Origin of the sequence: Nesterenkonia natronophila, assembly GCF_003595215.1 — a bacterium.
Classification (GTDB): Bacteria; Actinomycetota; Actinomycetes; order Actinomycetales; family Micrococcaceae; genus Nesterenkonia; species Nesterenkonia natronophila.
In genome coordinates this window covers 299251-324377 of sequence record NZ_QYZP01000003.1, presented here as the reverse complement: position 1 = coordinate 324377, position 25127 = coordinate 299251, and the positions used below count along the sequence as shown (strand labels likewise).

21 protein-coding genes are annotated in these 25127 nt (G+C 60.8%); 10 read left to right on the top strand and 11 right to left on the bottom strand.

The window, feature by feature from the left end; genetic code table 11:
* Nucleotides 1-99: 99 nt before the first annotated feature.
* The 4 genes from D3250_RS10465 to D3250_RS10450 are packed head-to-tail and all read right to left on the bottom strand — an operon-like array spanning nucleotide 100 to nucleotide 5910.
* Nucleotides 100-2019 (bottom strand): glycoside hydrolase family 13 protein, encoded by a 1920-nt coding sequence (locus tag D3250_RS10465; RefSeq protein WP_119903327.1) that lies wholly within the window; start codon nucleotides 2017-2019, stop codon nucleotides 100-102.
* Nucleotides 2016-2987 carry a sugar ABC transporter permease gene (locus D3250_RS10460; protein ID WP_119903326.1) on the bottom strand — a complete coding sequence of 324 codons (972 nt, stop codon included), beginning with the start codon at nucleotides 2985-2987 and terminating at the stop codon, nucleotides 2016-2018. Before D3250_RS10460 ends, D3250_RS10465 begins: the two co-directional genes overlap by 4 nt.
* 1 nt (nucleotide 2988) lies before the next feature.
* The gene (locus D3250_RS10455; RefSeq protein ID WP_119903325.1) at nucleotides 2989-4635 is read right to left on the bottom strand and encodes an ABC transporter permease subunit; all 1647 of its coding nucleotides are present in this window, start codon (nucleotides 4633-4635) and stop codon (nucleotides 2989-2991) included.
* Nucleotides 4636-4638: 3 nt separating this feature from the next.
* Nucleotides 4639-5910, bottom strand: a complete 1272-nt coding sequence (locus D3250_RS10450; RefSeq protein ID WP_119903324.1) for a sugar ABC transporter substrate-binding protein — start codon at nucleotides 5908-5910, stop codon at nucleotides 4639-4641.
* 198 nt (nucleotides 5911-6108) lie between these two features.
* Between D3250_RS10450 and D3250_RS10445 the strand changes: the two genes are divergently transcribed.
* Together D3250_RS10445 and D3250_RS10440 are read left to right on the top strand one after the other, a co-directional pair.
* Complete coding sequence (locus D3250_RS10445) at nucleotides 6109-7797, top strand: glycoside hydrolase family 13 protein (RefSeq protein WP_119903323.1); 1689 nt, start codon at nucleotides 6109-6111, stop codon at nucleotides 7795-7797.
* Between the two features lie 14 nt (nucleotides 7798-7811).
* Entirely contained in the window at nucleotides 7812-8840 is a 1029-nt protein-coding gene (locus D3250_RS10440) for a LacI family DNA-binding transcriptional regulator (RefSeq protein ID WP_119903322.1), read from the top strand.
* Here the strand turns inward: D3250_RS10440 and D3250_RS10435 are convergent.
* On the bottom strand, nucleotides 8829-10076 hold the full coding sequence (locus D3250_RS10435) for an MFS transporter (protein WP_225973278.1): 1248 nt from the start codon (nucleotides 10074-10076) through the stop codon (nucleotides 8829-8831). The genes D3250_RS10440 and D3250_RS10435 overlap by 12 nt on opposite strands.
* Nucleotides 10077-10253: 177 nt before the next feature.
* Here D3250_RS10435 and D3250_RS10430 point away from each other — a divergent pair, with 177 nt between their 5' ends.
* The 3 genes from D3250_RS10430 to D3250_RS10420 are packed head-to-tail and all read left to right on the top strand — an operon-like array spanning nucleotide 10254 to nucleotide 15139.
* Nucleotides 10254-13232, top strand: coding sequence for a DEAD/DEAH box helicase (locus D3250_RS10430; RefSeq protein ID WP_119903571.1), 2979 nt, complete (start codon nucleotides 10254-10256; stop codon nucleotides 13230-13232).
* A 28-nt stretch (nucleotides 13233-13260) separates the two neighbouring features.
* Nucleotides 13261-14388: a hypothetical protein gene (locus tag D3250_RS10425; protein WP_119903320.1), complete on the top strand. Its 1128-nt coding sequence runs from the start codon at nucleotides 13261-13263 to the stop codon at nucleotides 14386-14388.
* Between the two features lie 10 nt (nucleotides 14389-14398).
* On the top strand, nucleotides 14399-15139 hold the full coding sequence (locus D3250_RS10420; RefSeq protein ID WP_119903319.1) for a polyprenol monophosphomannose synthase: 741 nt from the start codon (nucleotides 14399-14401) through the stop codon (nucleotides 15137-15139).
* Between the two features lie 7 nt (nucleotides 15140-15146).
* Here the strand turns inward: D3250_RS10420 and D3250_RS10415 are convergent, their stop codons facing one another.
* The 3 genes from D3250_RS10415 to D3250_RS10405 all read right to left on the bottom strand — a co-directional run bounded on the left by D3250_RS10415 (nucleotide 15147) and on the right by D3250_RS10405 (nucleotide 17356).
* Nucleotides 15147-15488, bottom strand: a complete 342-nt coding sequence (locus D3250_RS10415) for an RNA polymerase-binding protein RbpA (RefSeq protein WP_119903318.1) — start codon at nucleotides 15486-15488, stop codon at nucleotides 15147-15149.
* Nucleotides 15489-15553: 65 nt separating this feature from the next.
* Nucleotides 15554-16834 (bottom strand): SPFH domain-containing protein, encoded by a 1281-nt coding sequence (locus D3250_RS10410; protein WP_318778953.1) that lies wholly within the window; start codon nucleotides 16832-16834, stop codon nucleotides 15554-15556.
* Between the two features lie 36 nt (nucleotides 16835-16870).
* The gene (locus tag D3250_RS10405) at nucleotides 16871-17356 is read right to left on the bottom strand and encodes an NfeD family protein (RefSeq protein WP_119903316.1); all 486 of its coding nucleotides are present in this window, start codon (nucleotides 17354-17356) and stop codon (nucleotides 16871-16873) included.
* Nucleotides 17357-17726: 370 nt separating this feature from the next.
* Between D3250_RS10405 and D3250_RS10400 the strand changes: the two genes are divergently transcribed.
* The 5 genes from D3250_RS10400 (at nucleotide 17727) to D3250_RS10380 (ending at nucleotide 21723) form a co-directional block, all read left to right on the top strand.
* Nucleotides 17727-18353, top strand: a complete 627-nt coding sequence (locus D3250_RS10400; RefSeq protein ID WP_119903315.1) for a TMEM175 family protein — start codon at nucleotides 17727-17729, stop codon at nucleotides 18351-18353.
* A gap of 455 nt (nucleotides 18354-18808) precedes the next feature.
* Nucleotides 18809-19165 carry a DUF3054 domain-containing protein gene (locus D3250_RS10395; RefSeq protein ID WP_119903314.1) on the top strand — a complete coding sequence of 119 codons (357 nt, stop codon included), beginning with the start codon at nucleotides 18809-18811 and terminating at the stop codon, nucleotides 19163-19165.
* A gap of 159 nt (nucleotides 19166-19324) precedes the next feature.
* Nucleotides 19325-20518 carry a zinc-dependent alcohol dehydrogenase gene (locus D3250_RS10390; protein ID WP_119903313.1) on the top strand — a complete coding sequence of 398 codons (1194 nt, stop codon included), beginning with the start codon at nucleotides 19325-19327 and terminating at the stop codon, nucleotides 20516-20518.
* A 30-nt stretch (nucleotides 20519-20548) separates the two neighbouring features.
* Complete coding sequence (locus tag D3250_RS10385) at nucleotides 20549-21448, top strand: SDR family oxidoreductase (protein WP_119903312.1); 900 nt, start codon at nucleotides 20549-20551, stop codon at nucleotides 21446-21448.
* A 5-nt stretch (nucleotides 21449-21453) separates the two neighbouring features.
* Nucleotides 21454-21723 (top strand): DUF7218 family protein, encoded by a 270-nt coding sequence (locus D3250_RS10380; protein WP_119903311.1) that lies wholly within the window; start codon nucleotides 21454-21456, stop codon nucleotides 21721-21723.
* Between the two features lie 26 nt (nucleotides 21724-21749).
* Here the strand turns inward: D3250_RS10380 and D3250_RS10375 are convergent, their stop codons facing one another.
* Genes D3250_RS10375 through D3250_RS10365 form a run of 3 tightly spaced genes read right to left on the bottom strand, consistent with a single transcriptional unit; the run spans nucleotide 21750 to nucleotide 25122 of the window.
* Entirely contained in the window at nucleotides 21750-22157 is a 408-nt protein-coding gene (locus D3250_RS10375) for a sensory rhodopsin transducer (RefSeq protein WP_119903310.1), read from the bottom strand.
* Nucleotides 22157-23401 (bottom strand): D-arabinono-1,4-lactone oxidase, encoded by a 1245-nt coding sequence (locus D3250_RS10370; protein ID WP_119903309.1) that lies wholly within the window; start codon nucleotides 23399-23401, stop codon nucleotides 22157-22159. The genes D3250_RS10375 and D3250_RS10370 overlap by 1 nt, the downstream gene beginning before the upstream one ends.
* Before the next feature lie 14 nt (nucleotides 23402-23415).
* Nucleotides 23416-25122 (bottom strand): catalase, encoded by a 1707-nt coding sequence (locus tag D3250_RS10365; RefSeq protein ID WP_119903308.1) that lies wholly within the window; start codon nucleotides 25120-25122, stop codon nucleotides 23416-23418.
* Nucleotides 25123-25127: the final 5 nt, after the last annotated feature.

The following is a 25127-nucleotide window of genomic DNA, read 5'->3' as shown; positions in this document are numbered from 1 at the left end:
CCTCTCTGGTGGACGTTTCCACAATGCGCAAGCAATCGTATATTGCTCAGCCGACAGCCGAAGAGATGTGACGCCGGTCAACCGGTGAGGGAACCTCGGCTACTGAGCCGGGACGGTAACACCGGGAAGGCGCCAGATGCCACATGCCGGGCCGTGCGCACGCAGCTGCACTCCCTGCGAGGTGGTCAGGAGAGCGGCCGTGCCCCACAGAGGTGCTGCACAATCGGTCTCTGGCAGTCCCTCGGTCAGGACCACCGAGTGGTCCCCAGCAGCAGTCGGCGCCGAAGCGAAAACCAGAAGTGACTCCTCGCGGGACTCCCTCAGGAAAGCCACGCTGTGCTCATCAGCGTGCAGCCAACGCATCCCACCGTGCTGCAGCACACGATGCTGCTGCCGGAGAGTGATCAGCCCTCGGTAGAGCTGCACCCGCTGGCGCACTTCGGGCTCTTCAAGCCTGTTCCAGGGCAGGGGAGTGCGACTGAGCTCGCCGTCTGCGCCGAGGAGCCCGAATTCGTCCCCTGCGAACAGAGTCGGCAGTCCCGGCAGCGTCATTTGAAGAGCGACCGCCACGGGCACCGTTCCCGGGGCGGCGTTCTGGGCGAAGCGAGCCGTATCGTGGGTATCCAGAGCATGCATGTTGCCCAGCCGTACGCGCCAGGGGATAGGAGCGTTGAAGCGGTCGACGGCGTCGGCGAACTCCTGGGCCGTGCCCGTAGGAATGCCGCCTGCTGGCTGACCGAAGAACCAAGGGACGGTCTCCTCCTCATCCTGTGCCAAGCGGTACGGCCTGTGCTGCGGGGACGACAACCATCGCCACAGCGGTCGCGTAAAGGAGGGGTAGGTCATCGCGCCGTGCCAGGCATCTCCGGTCAGGTCACTGGTGGCATCATTGGTGGACTCCGCCAGCAGCACTGAATCCGGTTTCACGTGCTCCATCGTGCTCCGCATAATGGTTCTGACCTCCTTATTGAGGTCGACCTCGCGCAGACGACCGGTCATATTCGCCACGTCGATGCGCCAACCATCGAGGTTGAACGGTGGTCTAAGCCACATAGCTACTACGGAGTTTGGGCCCTCTATAAATGCCTCTCGGAGCCCTCGGGAATCCCAGTTGAATTTCGGAAGCGAAGGGGTGCCCAACCATGATTCATAGTCCGCCTCAGCGCACTGCCCAGAGAAGTAGTAGAAGCTCCGTTCCGGTGCGGCCGGGTCCTGCGCGGCACGCTGAAACCACTCGTGTCCGTCTCCGGAGTGGTTGACTGTCAGGTCCCCGATCACCCTCATGCCTCTCTCGTGGGCAGCGCTGATGAGGCGGATGAGCGCGGCTTCTCCACCCAGGTGCGGGTCCACCGTGGTGAAGCTTGCAGCATCATAACGGTGGTTGGAGGCGGCTGGGAAGAACGGAGTCAGGTAGATGATTCCCACGCCGAGGCTCTGCAGGTGCTCGAGTCTTGCGGTGATGCCGTCGAGATCTCCTCCGTAGAACTGGCGGACCCGCGCCGGCATGACCGGATCTACTGCATCCTCCCACTGCGCCGGTTGGGCCCAATCCGGGACGGTGCGTGACGAGCTCGATGCCGACTTGGCGAAACGGTCTGGAAAGATCTGATACATCACTGACTCGGTCAGCCAGGGTGGCGCTGCAGCCTGGGTCACAAGACTGAAGTCCGCGGCGTCGAGCACTTCCCCGGTGTGTAACCCGGCCTGATTGACCCACTTCACGGGCAGTTTCTCCCCGGACTCCGCGGCATCGTGGACCAGCATCCACCGGTAGCCGTGCCGCGGGTTGGCCACAGTGATCTCAGCCTCCCACCACTCCCACCCAGCTGCGGAGCCGATCGCCTGTGCAGTGTCCCAGTGCGGCTCGTGGTCCGGGTTGGAGCGGACTATCACGCTCCGCAGACGTGGATAGCTGTTGGGCACTCGCAACCTCAGCGTCACTGTTTCACCGAGTGCTGGACACTGCGTGGAGACGTACAGCGACGATCCGTCGTGATGAGGCAGCAGCGAGTAAGTCATTTCACGCTCCCGGCAGTGAGCCCTGAGACGATGTAGCGCTGCAGCAGAAGGAATAGGGCCACAGGTATGACCGCTGCGAGCACTGCACCGGCAGCGAAGACCGACCAGTTCTGAGAGGTCTCCTGGGAGATGAACTGAAACAACCCCACGGCCAGGGTCTGTCGCTCGGGATCGCGAAGCAGCACGGAGGCGATGACGAACTCGCTCAGGCTCGCTACCAGGGAAAGCAGGGCGACCACCGCCAATATGGGAGAAACCAGCGGAAGGATGATGGTGAAGAAGATTCTCGCGTGTCCAGCCCCGTCAATATGAGCTGCCTCGTCGATGGAGGTGGGGACAGTATTGAAGAACCCGTACATCAGATACGTATTCACACCCAGCGCCCCTCCGAGATACACCATGATCAGCCCGATCTGACTATTGAGACCGATGGCGGGGAAGACCTCGCTTATGCCCATCATCAGCAGAAATATGGCGACCATGGCCAAGAGCTGAGGGAACATTTGGACCAGCACTAGGGTGATGAGACCCACACGTCGCCCGGTGAAACGCATGCGGGAGAACGCGTATGCTGCCAGCGCACCGAGCAGGACTGACCCGGCCGAGGCAGTCAACCCGATGAAGAGGGTATTGAGGAACCACGCTGCATAGGGCTGCTGGGGGCGGTTGAAAAGCTCCACGTAGCTGCCCAGGCTGACTCGACTAAACAGTGAGTTCGCGGAGATTAGGGTGCCGCCGGGGTTGAGCGAAGCGGAGAGCACGTACACGAGCGGGAAGACGGAGAAGACGACGACGCCCGCTCCGACCAGATGCCTCCACCCTGTTTCACGCCACCACTTCTTGAAAGGACGACGGGCCAGCGCCGGCTTCTCGGCCCGTGGATACCTTTGCCGCCGCAGGCGGGCTGAGCCGACTGCCGTAGTCTGTTCTCCTGCAATCAGTGTCGATCCGGGAGCTGTCACGGCCATATCAGTTCAGCTCCTCGAGTGCTTTGGTCTTACGGAAGGCCAACACCGAAATCGTGCCGACAATGATGAAGATCAGAATGGAGAACGCGCTGGCCAGACCGTAGTCTGCCTGAGCTCCGACAAACGCCACTTTGTAGACCATGGAGATCAGGATGTCGGTGGACCCCACGCTGACTCCTGCCGAAACATCCCGCGGGCCGCCGCCAGTAAGCATGTACACCAAGTTGAAGTTGTTGAAGTTGAAGGCGAATGAGCTGATCAGAAGCGGGGCCAACGCCGTCAGAAGCAGGGGGAGCTTGATGCTGCGGAAGGCTTGGAAGGCTTTCGCCCCGTCCACCTGGGCGGCTTCGGTGAGTTCTTCGGGTATGGACTGAAGAGCCCCGGTGCAGACTAGAAACATGTAGGGGAAGCCGAGCCACAGGTTGACGATGAGGATACTGACTTTCGCCAACCACGGATCCGTCAGCCAGGGGATCGAGGCGCCGCCGAAGAGCACATTATTGAGGAACCCGAATTCCTGGTTCATCATGCCCGCCCAAACCAGAGCCGAGAGGAATCCCGGGAAGGCATAGGGCAGAATCATCACCAAGCGGTAGTACTTTCTGGACGTCATGCGCTTGTCATTGAAGACAACGGCGAGGAACAGACCGAGCGCGAAGGTCGTCGCCACAGAGAGAAAAGCAAACGCGAACGTCCACAGAGTGACGTAAATGAGGGGCCCTCGAATGGAGTCCTCGGTCACGGCGTTGACGAAATTGTCCAAGCCCACATTGATCCGCCAGCCTGGCAGCAGCTGTTCGCCGTCATCAGCTACAAAAGCGCCTTCGCCAGTGTCGCTGTAGACCGTTCCGGTCTCCGAGCTGGTCATGGTGTCGGCCATCTCATCGTAAATGTACCGCGAGGTGTAGACGTAGGCTCGTCGACCATCCTGAGTTCGGAGATACCCCGCATTGGGGTCCTCGCTCATGGCCACTGAGAGGTCGGTGATCTCGGTCTGACGGTTGAGCAGCTCGTTGAACTCCAGGACGTCGTATCCTTCAGCGGCGACGACGCGTCCATCTTGTACGGTCGCCGCACTGCTCGGTTCCAGCGGTTCATCCTCGCTTCCGATGAGTACCTCTCCGTCACCAGCGACTATTGCCAGATACAGCTCATCAGTGCTCAGCAGCTCTCCTGAATCTTCCAGAACAGACACCTCGTAGGTGGGGGAGTCAGGAACCCTCTCCTGCGCTTGAAGCATGATGGCTTGGATCGCGTGATCTTTGGTGGAGTTGTGGCCCGTGCCGTAATTGGTGAACGCCACGTAACCCGAGTAGAGCACCACAAAGATTTGAAAAATGAGCAGAAAGACCAGCCCCGGCGCGAGGTACTTGGCGGGAAGGGCACCTCGCTTGAGGTAGATCCAGGTCAACCCGGCGGCTCCTACGATGACTAATGATCCCACCAGCCACCGCTGGTTCATGAACAGCACTAGTGCTGCATAGACGGCGGTGGCGCATAGCAGACCCAGAACCACAATCTTGAAGAGCATGAGCTTCCACCCGGAGGAGGTCGCGTCGATCAATGTCGATGCCTGCTTCTGACGACGAGTCATTCTTCGCGCGGCGGCCCGCTGTTTTGGTCTGCCGCTGGTGGTCTCGCCAGCCATGGGCTACTCCGTGGCCTCGGCGATGTCCTCGCTCATCTGCTCCCATAGCCCAGCAGGATCGCCCTCACCGTTGATGATGGCTGCTTGACTTGCCCCCCAGTAGTCCCACACCGCGCCCATCTCAGGAATGGCTGGCATGGGGACGGCCTCTGCTCCAACTTCGCCAAACCCCGCAACGATGTCATCTTCGGCCATGGCACTTTCGAAGGATTCAGTCAGCGCCGGTGCACGCCCGCCGACTTCGTACAGCGACTGTTGAACCTCCGGAGAGCCTACGTAGTCGACCAGAAACGTTGTGGCGGCCAACGTGTTCTCACTCTGTGCGGAGAGGAAGAACCCCTGCACTCCGGCAAACGGCTGAGCTTCCTGATCACCAGCGGCTGGAATGCCGTCGACCTCCACATTGATCCCAGCCTCCTCAGCAGCCGGAACATTCCACGGTCCGGTCAGTAGGAAGGGTGACTCGCCGTCGACGAAGTTCTCCAGCGCCAGATCACCGTCAATATTGGTGCTGAGCGTCCCTGCCTCGCCCTGGTCAGACAGCCACTGGGCGAACTCAACTCCTCCTTCATTGCCGATCGTCAGCTCTTCGGCGTCGTAGGAGCCATCGCTGTTCTGACCGAAGACGGGCGCACCGAAGGACATTTGGAATGGGTAGAGATGGTACGGATCGGCCGTCTGTGCATCGAGCCCCACCAGGAACGGGTATGAGGCGCCGGACTCTTCGCCCAGGTCGATCATCTCGTCGAAGGAATCTGGGGCTTGGTCCACCAGGTCCGCGTTGCGCAGCAGTGCGATGTTCTCGATGGAATAAGGAACCCCATAGACCTGCCCGTCGTATGTCCAAGCCTCGATCGCCACGTCCTCGAAGTCCTCGGCCGCGTCACCCAGTTCCACCGGTGCCACTACACCGTTTGTGACCAGGACCCCGAGCCAGTCGTGGGCTCCCACCGCGATGTCAGGGCCCTCTCCGGTGGGAACCTGAGAGACGAACTGGTCGCGCACTTCGGCGAAGTCCTGCTGGACCAAGTTGACCGCGATGCCGGTGTCGTCTTCGAAGTCGGATGCCGCATCGGCGAGGACATCTGCGCGGTCGGCGTCAACCCACACCTCCAGTTCGCCGGCGGCTTCCGGTGCTGCAGTGTCGCCGTCCCCGTCAGCCTCGTCAGCGTTGGCAGCATTGTCGCCACCGTCGCCGCCGCAGGCTGTCAGGGCCAGTGCGGAGATACTGAGCACTGCGGAGATACGGAAGATATCTGGGGCATGCGTCCTCATGATGTGCCTCTCTGAGTGTGTGGTGACGCTTGGGCTTCAAGCAGTCGAGTGCAAGCGCTTCCAGTATGGACACATAATGTGATGTACGCAACTCCCTATAAATGCTGGCGGGAGACATAATTGCGCAGAAAAAAGACCCAAAAGAGCGAAGGTATTGTATGAGTGGTACGTGGAATCGCTTCCATATATGGTGGAAGTATGACCTCACCGCACGATGAGCACCTCACCAACAATTCCGCCGGCGGCCACGAATGGTGGCGCAGCGCGGTCATCTATCAGATCTACCCTCGGTCTTTTGCTGATGCCAGCGGCAACGGCGTCGGCGATCTCCAAGGGGTCGCCTCTCGCCTTCCTGAGCTCCACGAGCTCGGGATCGATGCTATCTGGCTGAGCCCCTTTATGACTTCACCCCAGAAGGATGCGGGATACGACGTCGCCGACTATTGTGACGTCGACTCGATCTTCGGCACTCTGGATGACTTCGATGCGCTGTTGGCTCAGGCGCACGCACACGGCATCCGGATGATAGTCGATCTTGTGCCGAACCACTCCTCCGACCAGCACCCATGGTTTCAGGAAGCTCTCGCCTCACCACCGGGAAGTCCTGCGCGCAGTCGGTACATCTTCCGCGATGGTCTCGGCGAGCACGGGGAGCACCCGCCAAACAATTGGGAGTCCATCTTCGGCGGTGGGGCTTGGACTCGGATCAAGGAGGCTGATGGGTCATTGGGGCAGTGGTACTTGCACTTGTTCGACTCGAGCCAGCCCGATTTCGACTGGTCCAATGAGGAGGTCAAGACAGAGTTTCGCAGGATTCTGCGGTTCTGGCTCGACAGGGGAGTGGACGGCTTCCGTGTGGACGTGGCTCACGGCCTCGTCAAAGACCAGGACTTTCCGGACTATTCACCGGATCCTGAGGCCGCCTCTATGGGTGGCGAAGAGATCCCAGCGCCATACTTCGAGCAGCCTGCGGTCCACGACGTCTACCGAGATTGGAGGACTGTCTTGGACGAATACGACGGCGACCGTGCGCTCTGCGGTGAGGCGTGGGTCTCGTCGGTGGAGAAGATGGCGCTGTGGGTCCGTCCCGATGAGATGCACCAGACCTTCAACTTCGAGTACCTATTAGCTCCTTGGGACGCTTCAGAGCTGCGCTCCATCATCGATCGGTCCGTTTCGGCATTTGCCGCAGTAGGGGCCCCAGGCACATGGGTTCTGTCGAATCACGACGTGGTGCGTCACGCCACCAGACTTTCACTAGTGGAGGAGACTCCGCAGGGGAGCGGCATAGGGCCCGATTTCCCGAACGTGCCCTCCCGCGCCGACGCCTTGCCGCGTGCGCAGGCGGCAACCGCTCTGATGTTGGCTCTCCCCGGTTCTGCTTATCTGTATCAAGGGGAGGAACTCGGTCTCGACGAGGTTCATGATCTGCCTGCGCACGTACGCCAAGATCCCACATGGTTCCGCACCGATGGACAGAAGTACGGTCGTGACGGATGCCGTGTGCCGCTGCCCTGGGAGTCTGACCAACCCGCCTACGGATTCAACGACACCGGTCGCTCTTGGTTGCCGCAGCCGCAGCGCTGGGGAGCAATAGCTCGGGATGCTCAGCGCAGCGACGGAGGGTCAACCCTCAATCTGTACCGAAGGCTGTTGAGGCTGCGCCAGCAGTTCGGGCTGGGCACAGGTGAGCTCGAATGGGCGGAAGGCTACCCTGACGGCGTTCTGGCGTTCCAGAACGGACCCGTACTGGTCCTCACGAATTTTCATGCCGATGAGGTGAGAATGCCGAGCAATTCCCGGGTGTTGGTTTCCAGCATCCCGCTCAGCGATGACCGGATCCCGGCTGACGCCACAGTATGGTTAGAGGTCCAGGGCGAGAGCTGAAGGGAAGTCGCGACGTGGTCAGTTTAGATGAAGTCGCCCAAGCGGCTGGAGTCTCGGCGGCCACCGCATCGCGCGCGCTCAGTGGACGGGGCCATGTGTCCCCGGCGGCGCGGCAACGTGTCAACGATGCTGCTGAGGAACTCGGTTACGTGGTCTCCTCAGCAGCTTCAACTCTGGCCTCGGGGCGCAGCAGGAGCATTGGGGTGATGGTCCCCGACCTTCACCGATGGTTCTTCAACACCGTGCTCACCGGAATTTCCGATACGCTCACGCGGGCCGGTTACGACCTGATCCTCTACAACGTCACTCGCGATGTCCAGCTCCGTCGTGAAATCTTCCGCGCTTTTCTCCGCCGTCGCCGAGTCGATGGGGTCATTGTCGTCGCATTGGAGCTGGACAACTGGGAGACAAGGCAGCTTAAGGAGCTGGGGCTGCCAGTGATCGTGCTGGGAGGAACCCTTCGCGAGCTGCCCAGCATGGCCATCGACGATCACGCAGTGACTCAATTGGCCACGGAGCATCTGCTGGCACTGGGACACCGCGATATCGGTTATATCGGCGGCGACCAAGCGTTCGACGTCGACTATCACGTGCCCAGCACGCGGAGACAGGGCTTCACTTCGGCGTTGCACAAGCAGGGCCTTGAGCCCGATGAGGCTCTTGTGCAGTCTGCCGACTTCACCATTGCTGGCGGGCACTCTGCGGCCAAACAGCTCTACGGCTCGCCTGAAAATCACATGACTGGCCTGGTAGCAGCCTCTGACGAGATGGCCATCGGCGCTCTGTTGGCGGCGAAGGACCTAGGAATCGCCGTCCCGCAGCAAATGTCTGTCATCGGCATAGATGGCCATGAGTTGGGCCAGCTGTTTCAGCTGACCACCGTGGACCAGCAGCCGGCGCGTCAGGGGCGAATAGCCGCCGAGCATATGCTCAGGAGGGTCGAAAGTGATGACCAAGTCTCAATTGACCTTCCCTACAAGCTCGTGGTGCGCGGCAGCACAGCGGCACCGTCGCAGGACCCCAGTAATCGACTAGTCCACTAGCCCGGCACGGCGGCGTGTGGTGCGATTAGCATGATCAGAGTATCGGGGCAGCCAGCGCTGCATTCCCGCTGCCGCAAGCGGTCCCACGGATGAGGCAACCCACACCCCACCGGCGAGCGAACCCAGAGCTGCCCCAGCGGCCAATATCAGCGGTCCGGACCCGAGACCGATATCCGTCAGGAGTCGCCAGGCCCCCAGAAACTGCGGGCGAGCTTCAGGTGGTGAGATGTCTGAAGAGATGGTCATCATGATGCCTGAGCCCCAGCCATTGGCGAATCCCAGCAACATGGCAACCAGGGCCAGGCCAGTGGCATTTGAGGTCAGCGGGAACAGCGCCATGGCGATACCCAGCATGGTCATCGCAGGTACCCCTACCCACAAGCGGCCCCACCGATCCATTACTCTTCCGGCGGGATAGAACAGAAGCATGTCGATGCCTCCAGCCAGACCGAAGAGCAACGAGATCGTAGTGGGATCGAGCTCGATGTACTGGCCCCATAGTGGAATCACCTGTTGGCGCGCACCTCGTATTGCACCGACCATCATCCCCACGGCTCCCAACGTGGCAAGCATTCCCCGGTGGTCACCAAGTACCCTCCAGAAGCGGGGCTTGGTGATCTCTTGGGACACCGATTGGTCTGTGGAGTCGTACTTCTCTTCTTGGGGCGGGCGGGCAAGCCAGACTGTGACCGTTGCCGCTAGAGCAGTGACGACGGCGAGGTAGAACACCGCGCTCATCGCGAAGAAGTGAATCACTCCCGCTCCCAGAAACGGACCCACAAACTGACCAATACGGTGCACCCCACCGAGGGTGGAGAGTACAGTCGCCCGGTTCCCCGCAGGTGTCACAGCAGTGAGATAGGAGTGGCGTGCAAGGTGGAAAACAGCGTTGGAGGCGCCGACCAACAGCACAGCAACGGCCAAAGTCACCACCGAGGGGGCCAACGCGGCACCGAGGAACCCGAGCGCGGCGACGCACCCAGCGAACAGCATGGCGGGGCGGTCTCCGATTTTGGCTGCCAGCTGACCAGCCGGAAGGTCGGCCAGAATTTGGCCTACAGGCAGCATGGCAGCCACGACCCCGGCGGTAGCCAGGGTGGCGCCGCGCTCCACACTGTAGGGGGCGATGATCGGTAGCAGGGCGCCGATGCCGGTGCTGAAGATGAATGCAGGTATCAGCGCGCCCAGCACCACATCTCTGAAGGGAAACGTGGGACCAGCTGAGGTACTCTTCACGGCTATCCACCATACTCTCCAGAATCAGGCAGCTCCGCTGCGCCGCAGGCGCCGTGGGGGACTTGTCAGCTGGGGATGAATATTCAGGTTTCCTCCCCGGCCTGCCGTTAGGCTGTCAGAGGAGAGAGTCGGCACCCCCGGCTCGAAATGATGCCGAAGGAGGGAACCGAGCGAGCCATGAGTTCACCGGCCCAGCGCTACGCAGAATCCCGACGACGGGCGGCTGAGGCCAAAACGGAGCTCGGTATTTTCAAGTCGAAGCAATCTTTTGAGCTCGATGAATTCCAGCTTCAGGCTTGCCGGCACCTGGAGGCAGGCAAAGCCGTGCTGGTGGCGGCCCCTACCGGTGCAGGGAAAACGATCGTGGGAGAATTCGCCGTTCACTTGGCGTTGTCTCTTGGTAAGAAAGCGTTCTACACCACACCCATCAAGGCGCTGAGCAACCAGAAGTTCCAGGAGCTGCGCGAGATTCACGGCCCGGAGCGGGTGGGTCTGCTGACCGGGGACACCTCTATCAACTCTGAGGCAGACGTGGTGGTCATGACCACGGAGGTGCTGCGGAACATGCTGTACCAAGATTCTGCGACCCTCGCGGACCTGGGTTTCGTGGTGATGGATGAAGTGCATTACTTGGCTGACCGTTTCCGCGGTGCCGTGTGGGAGGAAGTCATTATCCACCTGCCCGAGTCGGTGCAGGTGGCGGCGTTGTCCGCCACGGTCTCCAACGCCGAAGAGTTCGGGGCATGGCTGGATGCAGTTCGCGGCGAGACCGCTGTAGTGGTCTCGGAGCACCGGCCGGTGCCGCTCTGGCAGCACATGATGGTGGACTATCAACTCCACGACTTGTTCGTTGTCGACCCGGATGATGGCAGTCTCGATCCCGACGCTGACCTGGTCCATAGCCAAGTGGAGACTCCTACGCCGACACGACTGGTTAACCCAGAGCTGCAAAGGTTGGCCCATTATGCGCAAGCCCCAGCCTCCCGCCGCTCGGGAGGGCATCGCGGCCGGGGCAGGGGACGCCGAGACCGTAGGCAGGGCCCCGGACGTACCGGTCAGCAGGCCGGGGGAGAGGTCTCGCGACTGTCAGGCTCGCCAAAGGGGGCACCCCGGCTTAGTCGGCCCCGTATGATCAGGGCACTCGACCGTGACGGGTTGCTTCCCTGCATCACTTTTATCTTTTCCCGAGCGGGGTGCGAGGCTGCGGTAGAGCAGTGTCTGCACCACGGCATCCGACTGACCAGCTCAAGAGAATCCAAAGAGATTGCCTCCCGTGTGGAGGAAATGGGATGGGAACTGCCCGCAGAGGACCTCTCTGTGCTCGGTTTTGACAGTTTCCGAGAGGCCCTCATCAATGGAGTGGCTGCGCATCACGCCGGTATGCTGCCACCTTTCAAGGAGCTGGTGGAGAATCTCTACGCCGAGGGCCTACTGAAGATCGTCTTCGCCACCGAGACTCTGGCCTTAGGCATCAACATGCCCGCCCGCACCGTTGTCCTGGAGAAACTGGACAAATTCAACGGTGAGAGCCATCAGGACATCACTCCCGGTGAGTACACCCAGCTCACCGGGAGGGCAGGGCGCCGCGGAATCGATGTGGAGGGGCATGCCGTGGTGGTCTGGCAGCCCGGGATGGACCCTCGCCAGGTGGCGGGACTGGCCTCCAAGCGCACCTATCCGTTGAACTCCAGTTTCAGTCCCAGTTACAACATGGCGGTGAACCTGACCGCGCAGTTTGGCCGCCGTCGAGCGCGCACGATCCTCGAATCTTCCTTCGCACAGTTCCAAGCGGACCGTGGCGTGGTGGGTTTGGCTCGAGACGTGACGAAGCGTGAGGCATCCTTGGCCGGGTATATGGAGTCGATGAGTTGTCACCTGGGTTCTTTTGCCGAGTATTACGAACTTCGGCGCAGGTTAAATGAGCAGCAGAAGGACCAGGCCAAGGCCCGCTCCCGTCAGCGGCGACGCGAAATCGTGCGGCTCCTCAGCGCCCTGGAGCCGGGAGATGTCATCGAGGTCGGCGGCCGTCGTCGCCTCGGGGAGTGTCTGGTAGTGCACTCCGCCCCGGAGCACGACCCCCGGCCCGGCGTTATCACGGCCGATGGGAAACTGCGCAGCGTCACGGTGGAAGACTTCGCTCAGCCCCCGGAGGTGGTGGCCAGTATTCGGCTTCCCCGCAAACCTCAGGTCAAGGTGCCCAAGATCCGGCGAGATCTTGCCTCGGCCATGCGGAGCGCCCTGCGGGATCGCACGCCTCCGCGGAGCAACGCTCCGCAGCCTGGGTTCGGCTTCTCTGGAGACCAGGACGGCGGCATGGGCCTTGGTGTCGAGGAGCTCCAGACGGAACTGCGTCGGCACCCGTGTCACTCCTGTCCGGAACGGGAGGAGCACGCACGCTGGGCGGACCGCTGGTGGAAGCTCCGCCGGGAGACCGACCAATTAAAGGCTAAGATCGACCGGCGTACCGGATCCATCGCGAAAACCTTTGACCGGGTCTGTGGGGTGCTGTTCGAGTTGGGACACCTCCAACCCGCTCAAGAGGAGAGGATTGCCACCGCCGATCCACTGCCGGAAGAGTTCGATGTCGACGAGTTTCTGGTGACCGAGCGCGGACAGCGCCTGCGCCGGATCTACGGCGAACGCGACCTATTGACCGAGTTGCTCATGGACCGTGGGGTACTGGGTCAACTCAGCGCCGAAGAGCTCGCCTCCTTCTCAACCCTGTTGGTCTACCAGGCCAAGCGAGAGGACGAGGGGGCTGTGCCTCAGCTGCCCTCTAGGAAACTGTCCCAGGCTGTGCGCGCCGGCATTGAAGTTCACGCTGAACTCGAGGCACTCGAGAAACGACATCATCTAGAGCCGACGGCCGCACCGGAACTTGGACTCGCAGTGCCGATGTACTACTGGGCCTCTGGCGCGAACCTCCGGGCCGCCCTCACGGATTCTCCCCTTGCGGCCGGAGATTTTGTGCGCTGGGCCAAGCAGTGCATTGACGTGCTTGACCAACTGTCCGCGGTGCCCACAGCCAGCGCGAAATTTGCTACCCGGTGTCGGGACGCTGTTGACCTGATTTCAAGGGGAGTGGTTTCGTACTCCTCGATCACCTACCAATCCATTGAGGAAGATTTTGACGACGATGTCTTCGACGGTTCCTAGCACGGTGCGTCCATCCCCGAAACTGCTCATGAATGGGACCATCCACTCCACCGCTGAGCCCTATGCGGAAGCGATGATTGTTGAAGAGGGCCAGGTGGCATGGCTCGGGTCCGATGAGACCGCGGAGCAGATGCGCAGAGAGGACCTGGAGGTCTACGATCTGGACCGCGCGCTTGTTTCGCCCGGATTCGTCGGCATGGCGGGGCTCACATTCAGTCAGCTGAGCCCCAGAGCAGTCACTGAAGTTCTTGATGGAGCTGCGCACCAGCTGGGGTACTCGGGGCTGCGCCTGAGAGTCGACCTCACTCGGGCAAGCATCGATGCGCATGAAACAACAGAGACAACTCAGCGTTTAAGGGAGACCTTGAGGGTCGCGGCCGAACACCCGGTGGATGTATGGCCGGTTCTCCACCTCCATGGTGTGGAAGCCGATGGCGGAGCGCCATCCATCGGCCCAATCAACGACTTACTGGACCTGATGGATTCTCTTGAACCCGAAGGGCGGGCACCGGCAGTCCAACTTACGGTCGGTGAAGTCCTGCCCAATCTGCTGGGTGTGCGCTCGTGGTGCGCCGAGGCGGGACGGCAGCTTCTGCTCGAATGTTCCACTACAGCTCCGAGCGTCGTTGTGGAGGCTGTGGTCACCACTCAGAAACACCTCCGGGAGCTCAAACAGGGGCCTTCGCCTGCAGCGCCGACGGTTCTGGTGGGTTTCGACACTGCCGAGCGCAGTCACTGGGAGAATCTGCTCAACACCGGCGTGCACGTTCTCATGACGGGCCCAGGGCATCTGGCCACGGCACTCCGCGTGGGGGTACCAACCTCGGCTGCCCCGGCAGAAGGCCAGAATCCGTGGAAGTTGGTGGCAGACCACGTCTATCATCAGCTGGATCCCGTCTCCGTGCGAGCAGGCTTTAACGCTCAGACCAGAGGGGCCTTCAGGTCGCTGCCGGACTCACCCCCGCTGGTCGGGCAGCTGAATCCCGGCACCGATGCCACCTACGCCGTGTGGGAAGTGGAGCAGCTGTCGGTCCAGACCCCAGGATCGACAGTCTCCGCGTGGAGCACCGACACTCGAGCTCGCACCCCGCTGCTGCCCTATCTGGACGGAGAAACGCTTCCGCGACTGGTCAGCACTGTGATTCGGGGGCGGTAAGTTGGATTCCATGAAGCCCTTGACGATCATCCCCACTTACAACGAGATTGACTCGCTTCCCACCGTCGTGGACCGGTTGCGGACCGCCGTGCCGGAGACCGACGTGCTGATCGTCGATGACAACAGCCCGGACGGCACTGGTGCTATGGCTGACCAGATGAGTGCAGCGGACGAGAAGATCCACGTACTGCACAGGACGAGGAAGAACGGCCTGGGTGGGGCCTACATTGCAGGTTTCACCTGGGGGCTTGAGCGGGACTACGACCTGTTCGTCGAACTTGATGCTGACGGTTCCCATCAGCCGGAGCAGCTGCCGGATCTGTTGGCCGCTATTGATGGCGCGGACCTGGTAATCGGATCGAGGTGGGTCAGCGGTGGATCGGTCGTGAACTGGCCCCTTCACCGGGAGCTGATCTCACGCGCGGGGAGTGGGTATTCGCGAATCTTGTTGGGGCTGCGGGTGCGGGACATCACTGCGGGCTTTCGCGTCTTTCGCCGCAGTACTTTGGAAGACATCGATCTGGATGCCATAGAGTCAGTGGGCTACGGCTTTCAGGTGGACATGACTTTTCGGGTAGCCACTTTGGGGAAGACCATCAAGGAAGTTCCGATTACGTTTGTGGAGCGGACAGTAGGGGAGTCCAAAATGAGCGGAAGCATCGTCAGAGAGGCGGTCATCAACGTTACAAGGTGGGGACTCTCCGCACGCGCAAAGGCCCTGGCTGCGCGAGCCAGGGCCTTCAGTCGTTAGTCTGAAATCAGACCTTTTCGCCGCGCTTGCTGCGCAGAATCTTCAGCCGATCGTTGAGGATCTCTTCGAGCTCCTCCTCGCTGCGCCGTTCCAAGAGCATGTCCCAGTGCGTGCGAACGGGCTTATCCGGTTCTGCGGCAGGTGCTTCCCCCTCAGCGAGAACACCCACTTTGCCGGCCGCTGAAGACCATGTGGCCGGAATATCAGCATCCTCGGCAAAGGTGACCGTGATCTTCTCACCGTCTTCGCAGACATAATCGACGTTCTGTCGGGGTGCGGGCTCGACTCCGGACTCAGTCTCCATGGACTGGGCGCCCAGGCGCATACCGCGCAGGCTGCGATCGCTCATCGCTGCTCCTTCATACTTAGCGGACAGGGCTATTCTTGTCTCCCAGTCTCAACGGCACTTTGAGCTCAGTTATTCCGATCCTGGGAGGCCGTGGAACCTTCGTCAAGCTCGTCTGAGGAGTCGTCAAAACCGAGGTCGGGCTCAGTCTCTGGGGGAGCGGTCTCAGCCACACGTCGCAGGGCGGCCGTGCTGTCCTCTTCGAGACCAGGCACGCGGGAGCTTCGCGCAGCGTTGGCATTTCCGTGCTCGGCCTTCCGAGCCTCCTCCTCCAATTCCTTGGAGCTCAGGTAGCTGGCGTGGTCGTCGGTAACGGAGGTGGAACGGGCCGATTCGGCCAGGTCCGCGATGGCCGAAGAGATGCCCGGCTTGCCCGTACCGCCGCGTGTCTCCTCAGCTCGGCGCTTACGCAGTCGCTCCGCACGGGATTCCAGTGCTTTCTCCCGCTCCTCGAAGGAGAGATTGCCGCCTTCGTCTTTTCCTCCGAAGGCTCCCGAGAGTGACTTCAGGGCCTCGCCGAACTCGCCGGGGATGACGAACATGGTGTTGGACTCTGACTTGGCCATCTCGGGCAGGGTCTGCAGGTACTGATAGGAGAGCAGCTCTGGGCTGGGCTCCGAGGCGTGCACTGCGTTGAAAACTGTTTCGATAGCCTGTGCCTCCGCATTGGCTGAAAGGATTCGTGACTGAGCATCACCTTCAGCCTGCAGGATGGCCGCCTGACGCTCACCCTCAGCGTTGAGGATGGAGGACTGCTTATTGCCCTCTGCGGTAAGGATGGCGGCACGGCGGCTGCGCTCGGCACGCATCTGCTGTTCCATGGAGTCTTGGATGCTGTGCGGCGGATCAATGGCTTTCAGCTCCACCCGTGCGACGCGAATGCCCCAGCGCCCGGTGACCTTATCCAGCTCGCCGCGCAGCATAGAGTTGATCTGGTCCCGCGAAGTCAGCGCCTCTTCGAGGTTCATGCCGCCGACCACATTGCGCAAAGTGGTCGTAGTGAGCTGCTCGACGGCCACGATGTAGTTCTGGATCTCGTAAGTTGCGGCCTTAGGATCGGTGATCTGGAAGTAGACCACGGTGTCGATCGAGACCACGAGGTTGTCTTCGGTGATAACCGGCTGGGGCGGGAAAGAGACGACCTGTTCGCGCATATCCAACATAGGCAGCAGCCGGTCGATGAAGGGCACAAGCAGGGTGAGACCAGGGCCCTGAGTGCGTTGGTACTTTCCGAGTCGTTCGATAATGCCGGCGCGGGCCTGGGGGACGATGCGCACGCTTTGGGCGAGCACCACCACCACGAAGGCCACAAGCGCAAGCAGTGCGACGATTACGACAATTTCAGGCATGTCGGCCATCCGTCCTGTTGAGTTTCGGTATGTGCATCAGTCTTCTCGTGTCTGTGGGTCATTCCACTCAATGCTGGGAGCAGGCTTCAAGTAGACGGTGGCTCCATCTACCGATTCGACCACCGCCGGGGTGCCCGGCTCAATTTGGTACCGACCGGCCGCTCGCGCGGTCCAGGTGTCACCGTCGACTTCAGCCAGTCCAGATACTTCAGTGACTGCTTCGAGGGCTTGGGCTTCCATGCCTTCCATGCGGTCAATATTTGTGAGCTGGTCGGCCGAACCCTTCTTGAGGTGTTTGAGCGCGATGGGCCGGACAGCACCCAGCATCAGCAGGGCAGTCACCGATCCCACCACTACCTGCATCCAAGGTTCGCCTCCTGCCAGCGACACCGTCATGGCTGCCAGAGCTCCGACAGCCAGCATGAGGAACATCAGGTCCAGCAGGAAAGATTCGACGACGGCCAGCACGAACGTCAGGGCCAGCCAGACCGCCCAGAGGTTTTCACCGAACCACTCGATCATGCTGAACCTCCTGATTCTGCGACCCGCATCCGTCCCAGGCCCTGTCCACCAACTTTAGCGAGCAGTACAAGGGAACGTCGAGGTTGCTGCGGCGCCGGTCACACTTTCTGCTATGTTTCAGACTACGCGCATATGCTCTCAGCGCGGCATTGCAGGTCGAAAGATGTCGAGCAGCCTCCGGGCTTCCCAGGGTCGTGGAGTGAGCCAACTCTGCAGGGGAGGGCGCAGGTGCACGCATACCTGACATAACAATGAACCCTTTATGTGCAGCCTGAGCAGTGCGGCAGGAGGGGCCCGCGGTCAACACGTGCGCATAACCCGCCTCGATGGGTCTGGTGCTCGGAACTTGGGACGCGCGTAGAGTAGCGATATGCCGCCCCGCTACGGCCGTGAGTCGCAGGAGTTCGCCCGGGTGCTCAACCTGAGCGACGCGCTGTTTGCGATCGCAATGACTTTGCTGGTGTTCTCCACTATGGACGCCTCCGGAGTACGACTCGACGCCACCATGGGTGCCTTCTCCGGCCAGGGAGCGGAGTTGATCGCTTTCGTGGTGAGCTTCGCCGTCGTCGCGAACTTCTGGTGGGTCCACCACCGGTTTTTCGCCGTCCTGGGGTTCATCGAGCCGGGGTTGATCGCGATCAATCTCGCATTGCTGGGCGCGGTGGCACTGGTGCCCTACCCGACGAGCTTGCTCGGTCGGGACCCGACGTTGCGCGGCACCGTCGTGCCATTCCTGCTGTTACTCAGTCTGATCGCGCTATTGCACCTTAGTCTGCTGCTGCGCGCGGGCGCAGTCGGCGCGTGGTGGCGGCGGATGCCAGAGGGTTTGCTTCGATGGGTGGTGGCCGGGTGGGGATCGAGCACGGCGGTAACGCTGCTCGCGCTGGGGGTCTCATTCGCGGTGCCTGCGGTCGGCCTCGCGATGTTGTTGCTCACATGGCCAGCAGAGGCGCTCGTGCGCTGGCGAGCTCCAGATGCCTACGCGGACTGGGGTTGACCAATAGTTGGCAATGATCAGCGAAACTGAGCGAGCGGGAGGAGGCTGCTCCTTGTTGGTCGAAATCCGCGGTCATCAGATGTTCGCGCTCCAGATAGGACTCATGGTGGACCACTTCACGCGTCGTTGATGACCAGAAGCCGCCTTCACAAGACGTTCCTGCGCTTCTACGACGGCACAGAACGAACCGGCATAGCCAATTCTGGCGCGGCTGTAGCGAGCTGTGTATGTAAGTGAAGCTCGACTACATTGGATTTGCCCGGTACGTGATCGCAGGACGGTCAGTCGAGTTGAAGGAGGTCGGTTGCTGATTCCGGTGGATCACGCAGTCGCCTCAGTGGCTATGAATCCTAAGATGTGCCAAAGCAACCCTGCATGGGTTCACGACACCGCTCACCTTAGTCCGATAATCCACATTATGTCAGGTTATATGAGCGGCGAGGTATTCTGGCGTGATGTTGGCTGGACTCCTCTTTCTCAGTGACGCTGTGCTGGTCCTGCTGTTCGCCCTGTGGGGCAATCGATCACACCAGACTGGCCTCGCCCCTGCTGACGTCGTCTCAACGGCATGGCCGTTCCTCATCGGTCTAGGCCTCGGCTGGTTGGTGACCCGTTCATGGACGCACCCTTCGCAGCTGTGGCCTGCAGGGGTTGTTGTCCTCGCCGTCACCGTAGCTGCGGGTCTTGTGCTCCGCGTTCTCTTCACCGACGGTGGTGCTGAATTCTCTTTCATTCTTGTGGCAACGGCGACGCTGGCACTCTTCCTGCTGGTGAGGCGGCTGCTAACCACGTGGCTGCTTGCGAGAGCCTGAGTCCTGCCAGGGTCCAAACATCAGCTGAGCTGGAGCTCACAGATCTCGGGTCGTCTGCAAGAACGTTCGGGTGATGCCCAGCGTGCCTTCAGGCAGGTATCGCTAGCCTAGGGAGGGTCCGAAGCACGACGCGTCAACCTACCGTTCGAGGAGGACGCAATGAAAGCTGTGACGTGGCAAGGCCCCCGCAAGGTGTCTGTCGATACCGTCCCCGACCCCTTCATTCAGCAGCCCAACGACGCCATCATCGAAGTCACCTCCACTGCCATCTGCGGCTCAGACCTTCACCTCTACGAAGTGCTGGGGCCATTTATGACTCCCGGGGACATTGTGGGTCATGAGCCGATGGGTCGCGTCGTCGAAGCAGGGGCATCCAGCAATCTTCGGCCCGGTGACCGAGTTGTCATTCCCTTTCAGATCGCATGCGGTGACTGCTACTTCTGCGCCCAAGGGCTTCAGACCCAGTGTGAGACCACACAAGTCAAGGAGCAGGGCTCCGGGGCCCCGCTGTTCGGCTATTCGCAGCTCTACGGCTCTGTGCCCGGTGGACAGGCACAGTACCTGCGCGTGCCGCACGCGGACTATGGTCCGATCAAGGTCGGAGACGAACTTCCCGATCACCGGTATCTTTTTCTCTCCGACGTTCTGCCTACTGCCTGGCAAGCCGTCGCCTACGCCCAGCGCTCCCCCGGTGATTCAGTGGCTGTTCTGGGACTGGGCCCGATCGGTCAGTTCGCAGCGCGGATTGCCAAACATCAAGGTTTGACCGTCTATGCGATTGACCCTGTCCAAGAGCGCCGGGAAATGGCGGCTCGGCACGGAATTCTGGTGTACGACAACACCGACTCCACAGTCAATGCCATTCGGGAAGCCACGCAAGGCCGCGGCCCCGACGCTGTCATCGATGCAGTGGGAATGGAAGCTCACGGCGACCCGCAGTCCGCTTTCGCGAAGTTTGCGCAACGAACGGTTCAATTCTTACCCGACAAGCTCGGTCAGCCGGTGATGGACAAAGCTGGGCTGGACCGACTAGGGGCTCTGTACACCGGCATTGATCTGGTACGCCGCGGCGGCACCCTAAGCCTCTCGGGAGTATACGGCGGGCAGGCCTCTCCCCTGCCGATGCTCTCCCTTTTCGACAAACAGCTCCAGGTCACTATGGGCCAGGCCAATGTGAAGCGGTGGGTGGATGACCTCCTTCCCCTGGTGGAGGACCCTCGGGATCCACTTGGCGTGGACGACTTCGTGACGCATCGCCTGCCCCTGGAACAGGCCCCGGCTGCCTATGAGATGTTCCAGAAGAAGACTGACGGGTGTATCAAGGTCGTCCTCGAACCGCAGCAATTGCCCTGAGCGCCACCGGGCATCAACTGAAGGAGTCTTATGACTGAGAAAGCACAGCACGATCCACGGAATAAGCATCACGACGACGATTTGCCAGTTCACGCCGATACTGGTCAGCCTGGCCTCACCTCAGAAATGAGCCCTCAGCCGGATCACGGGGAGGACAGCTACGTGGGCTCCGGCAAGCTGCAGGGCAAACGAGCACTCATCACCGGAGGGGACTCCGGCATCGGGCGTGCGGTGGCCTTGGCCTATGCTCGCGAAGGAGCTGATGTGGCCATTGGTTACCTTCCCGAGGAGCAGGAAGACGCTGAGGCATCAGCTGCCCTGATTCGGGAGGCCGGCCAGAAGCCGGCACTGTGCCCGCGTGATCTCACTGAAGAAGGTGCGGCCGAAGATGTGGTGAGGACGACGGTGGAGGAATTGGGCGGCCTCGACATTGTAGTCCTCAACGCCGCCTATCAGCGCGCGCGCACCGACTTCGCGGACACACCCATGCCGGAGGTTGAAAGGGTATTCGGCACTAATCTGGTGTCGCACATCGCCGTGGCCCAAGCTGCGGTTCCTCACTTGGAGCCGGGGGCGTCCATTATCACCACGACATCAATTCAAGCTGCCGGCCCTGCTCCCCCGCTGTTCGACTATGCCATGACGAAGGCAGCCCAAGTGGCCTTCACTGAAGTCTTGGCGACCGAGCTCGGCACTCAGGGAATCCGAGTCAACGCTGTGGCGCCGGGACCCATCTGGACACCGTTGATACCTGCCACTGGCTTTCCGGAGGAGAAGGTACAAGAGTTCGGACAAGATACACCCACAGGCCGACCGGGTCAGCCGGCAGAGCTGGCTGGGGCTTATGTCTACCTGGCCTCGGAACAGGCCAGCTACACCTCAGGTGCGGTGATTCCAGTCACTGGAGGTAAGCCCTTTACAGGAGGATGAGAACAATGGCTGAACAGAAACGCTCCAGCGTGAAAGATGAGGAGCTCTACGAGAAGCTCCGCGAAGAGCAGGGCTACTCCAAGGAGAAGGCTGCACGCATCGCTAACTCCGCCAATAAGGAGGGACGATCGACACAGGGGAAGAAGGGCGGCACATCCCCACAATACGAGGACTGGACTGTGCAGGAGCTCCGTGAGCGTGCCAAGGAGCTGGACCTCAGCGGTTACTCCACACTAAACAAGAAGGACCTGATCGATCTGCTGCGCGACCACTGAGCCATGCAGGCATCCCCTGTCAGCCGCTAAGGCAGTGCGGACGGATTGAGATGGGAAACGGTGAGCTGGCCGTTGCGTGAGTCCAAGTAATACAGCTGCGCCACAATCGGCTCGTCGGACTCGACCACCAGGCCGTAAGGCTGATCCAGGTATACCGCCTCCGGTTCGATCAGGTCATTGATGCGCTGATGCTTGACACGCTGGGCGGCTACCAGGATCTCGTAGGGTCCCACCGGCTCCGCCTCCTCGTAGTAGACCTTCAGCTTGACGCATGTTGCCTTCTGCCCGGTGTTAAGCAGACACAGAGTATTCCGCGATGTGAATTCTGGTTCGAATCCTGTGCTTTGGCTGGGGGCAAACCCCGCAGAGAAAACCCAGGTTCTCCTCCCTAGGGCCCTGCCGGCGTCGTGGCTATCTTGTGACCAAGGAGCCATCAAATCTCCTCACCGAAAAGTTCCCGCAAGTAGTCGTTCATGAATACGCCATCCGGGTCCAACTCACCGCGCACGGCATGAAAAGACTCCCACTTCGGATAGAGCGCAGCAAGCTCTGTGCTCTTGAGCCTATGTTTCTTTCCCCAGTGCGGCCGCCCATTGAACTCCCAGAAGATAGGTTCGATGTCATTGAAGTATCTGGTGAACGGAAGAGTGTTGTTCTGCAGCAGAGCAATCGTCATTGAAGGCCCTCCCTGACGGTACTCGGCCTCTGTATTAGATAGCATCGCGTGGTCCGAGGCAATAGTGCGCACAAGGACCCGCCAACCCACCTCAGCACGGTGTTTCAATTTCACCCGTTCACGCACACGGCGGAACGCTGCCAGTTCCCGATCGAAAGGGAGCATGTACTCCATCTCCTCAAACGGAAGCATTCGGTCATTGGGAATGATTTCGTAGTTCGGGCCTGTGACGTCCCTCTTCAGCTCACTATATGGCTCACCCTGCGGAGTGAGCTGCGGCTCCTCACCGGGCTTATTGAGCGTGCGCACCTGGGCGAGATCGCTGCGCGGATACCAATAGAAGTCCATGCTGCGGTTTGTACGGACCAATTCCGCGTAGTTCTCCAGCACCCAATCGATATGGGTCATCCAGTTGAGTCGATGCAGGTTGTGGGCCGACTCCACCCGAAGGGTCAGTGAGGTCAGGACTCCCAGAGCACCTAGTGACACCTGCACTGCACGCAGAAGATCGTCCGACTCCACGTCCGGGGGCGGCACTCCAGCATCGACACCGAAGCACATCTCCTCGCCAGTCCCGTTGACTAGGGTGCCGCCGATGACGGTAGAGGAGAGATTCCCCAAAGTGATGCCTGAGCCGTGAGTGCCAGTTGAGACGGCACCGGCAATGGACTGGTAGTCAACATCGCCGAGATTCTCCATGGCCACCCCATGCTGGGCGAGCTGTTCACCCAAGTCGCGCAAGCCCGTGCCTGGAAGCACCTTGGCCCAGCCTGCCTCAGCGTCGACTTCGACAACCCCCGCCATCTTGTCCAACGAGATCAGTATGTCTTCGGTGCTGAAAATTGGCGTTGAGGAGTGACCGGATCCCACCGGCCGCACCGTTGAACCGCGCTGGCCGGCTCGCTTCACAAGTGTGAGGAGCTGACTCGCGTTCTTCGGTGCGGCGATGGTCTCCGGGGTGAAACTGATCGATCCGGACCAGTTCCTGAATTCCTGTGTCACGAAGGACCCACTGCTCAGGAGTGAGAGGCTGCGCCTGCAGTGGCTTTGTCCGTTGAGTACTCCAGCTGACCCAAGCTGCCTGAGAGCACATCCTCAGCGGCGACCTGATGGTCCTTCACAGAGGAGGTCCACCCGCCCCACTGAGCAGGATCCAATGAGTCACCGTTGTTGCCCAGATTCTTCAGCCGCTGGTCTTCGGCTTCAGTGAAATCTTGGGTGGGGAGCGGCTTCAGGTTGGCCACGTCGGCGGCGGAGATGCCCAGCTGCTCACCAACACGCTTGCCGTAATCGTCGTGGACCATAAAGAAGTGCCAGACCATGCGCTGCTGCACGTCGGACTCGCAGTCCGAGAGCAGCGTACCCATGACGTTGACAAGCTCGTCGCGTTCCCAGTCTTCAATGGTGCTGTAGCGCCCACGGGCCTGGACGTAATCGTTAGTGCGCTCGATGGTGGACTGCTGGACCTGGCCGCTGATCTGCGGAGGATTGTTCGGCTGCTCCGGAGCCTCCTCGAGCCCATTATGAATGCTGGGCTCGTAATTGACATGAGGGTTCTGACCCGACGCAACATCTGTGTGGTAGCTCATCGGACCACCGCGCTGATGGGTGTGGACTCGCCCATTGACGCCTTTGGGGAAGTTCACCGGAATCTGGAGGTAGTTCGGCCCCACGCGGTAGCGCTGCGTATCGGAGTAGCTGAAGGTGCGGCCGACCAGCATCTTGTCGTCTGAGAAGTCCAAGCCGTCGACCAGCACGCCGGTACCCATGGCGATCTGCTCGTTTTCATTGTGGAAGTCCTGAATATTCCTATTCAGAGTCATCGTTCCGACGTGGCGCAGTGGGAAGTCGTCTTCGGGCCAGATCTTTGTGTCATCCAGCGGGTCCCACTCAAGTTCTGGGTGATCGTGGTCCTCCATGATCTGCACATACAAGTCCCACTGGGGAAAATCACCGCGCTCGATGGCTTCATAGAGGTCTTTGGAGGCGGAGCCCAGCTCTTGTGCCTGTACATTCGCCGCCTCGCCCTCAGTCAGCGAGGCCACGCCTTGGCGTGGCAGCCAGTGATACTTGACGAGGACAGTCTCACCCTGGTCGTTCACCATCTTGTAGGTGTTGACCCCAAAACCTTCCATGTGCCGGTAGGTCGCTGGGATTCCCCGTGGGCTGAACAGATGCGTAAGCATGTGCATTGACTCTGGAGACTGGCTCATGAAGTCAAAGATGCGGTTGGGCTCCTGCCGAAAGGTAATCGGGTCGGGCTTCAACGAGTGGATCACATCGGGGAACTTCAGGGCATCACGGATGAAAAAGACCGGGAGGTTGTTGCCCACCAGATCCCAGTTTCCGTCCTCAGTGTAGAACTTCACCGCAAAGCCGCGTGGATCACGGGCGACCTCTGTGGAGTCCCGGCCACCGATGACAGTGGAGAAGCGGATAGCCAGGTCCGTGGTCTTACCTGGTTCCTGAAAGAGCTTAGCCCGTGTGTAGGTCGACGCCGGCTCATCACCGATCTTGCCGGTGGCCTCGAACTCGCCATAGGCCACGAAACCGCGGGCGTGGACTACGCGCTCCGGGATGCGCTCCCGATCGAAATGACTGATCTTCTCCAAGAAATGGTAGTTCTCCAGCGTCGCTGGCCCTCGAGAGCCGACCGTGCGCTGATTTTGGTTGTTCGGCACCGGGTGACCCTGGCGGGTAGTGAGAATCTGGTCGTCAGCCATGGCAC

Coding starts and splice junctions, on each gene's coding strand:
- D3250_RS10425 (WP_119903320.1), top strand. CDS start 13,261: ATGAATGGGACCATCCACTCCACCGCTGAGCCCTATGCGGAAGCGATG.
- D3250_RS10375 (WP_119903310.1), bottom strand. CDS start 22,157: ATGGCTCCTTGGTCACAAGATAGCCACGACGCCGGCAGGGCCCTAGGG.
- D3250_RS10405 (WP_119903316.1), bottom strand. CDS start 17,356: ATGATCGAGTGGTTCGGTGAAAACCTCTGGGCGGTCTGGCTGGCCCTG.
- D3250_RS10415 (WP_119903318.1), bottom strand. CDS start 15,488: ATGAGCGATCGCAGCCTGCGCGGTATGCGCCTGGGCGCCCAGTCCATG.
- D3250_RS10400 (WP_119903315.1), top strand. CDS start 17,727: ATGCCGCCCCGCTACGGCCGTGAGTCGCAGGAGTTCGCCCGGGTGCTC.
- D3250_RS10430 (WP_119903571.1), top strand. CDS start 10,254: ATGAGTTCACCGGCCCAGCGCTACGCAGAATCCCGACGACGGGCGGCT.
- D3250_RS10445 (WP_119903323.1), top strand. CDS start 6,109: ATGACCTCACCGCACGATGAGCACCTCACCAACAATTCCGCCGGCGGC.
- D3250_RS10450 (WP_119903324.1), bottom strand. CDS start 5,910: ATGAGGACGCATGCCCCAGATATCTTCCGTATCTCCGCAGTGCTCAGT.
- D3250_RS10380 (WP_119903311.1), top strand. CDS start 21,454: ATGGCTGAACAGAAACGCTCCAGCGTGAAAGATGAGGAGCTCTACGAG.
- D3250_RS10460 (WP_119903326.1), bottom strand. CDS start 2,987: ATGGCCGTGACAGCTCCCGGATCGACACTGATTGCAGGAGAACAGACT.
- D3250_RS10465 (WP_119903327.1), bottom strand. CDS start 2,019: ATGACTTACTCGCTGCTGCCTCATCACGACGGATCGTCGCTGTACGTC.
- D3250_RS10385 (WP_119903312.1), top strand. CDS start 20,549: ATGACTGAGAAAGCACAGCACGATCCACGGAATAAGCATCACGACGAC.
- D3250_RS10410 (WP_318778953.1), bottom strand. CDS start 16,834: ATGCCTGAAATTGTCGTAATCGTCGCACTGCTTGCGCTTGTGGCCTTC.
- D3250_RS10390 (WP_119903313.1), top strand. CDS start 19,325: ATGAAAGCTGTGACGTGGCAAGGCCCCCGCAAGGTGTCTGTCGATACC.
- D3250_RS10420 (WP_119903319.1), top strand. CDS start 14,399: ATGAAGCCCTTGACGATCATCCCCACTTACAACGAGATTGACTCGCTT.
- D3250_RS10455 (WP_119903325.1), bottom strand. CDS start 4,635: ATGGCTGGCGAGACCACCAGCGGCAGACCAAAACAGCGGGCCGCCGCG.
- D3250_RS10395 (WP_119903314.1), top strand. CDS start 18,809: ATGTTGGCTGGACTCCTCTTTCTCAGTGACGCTGTGCTGGTCCTGCTG.
- D3250_RS10365 (WP_119903308.1), bottom strand. CDS start 25,122: ATGGCTGACGACCAGATTCTCACTACCCGCCAGGGTCACCCGGTGCCG.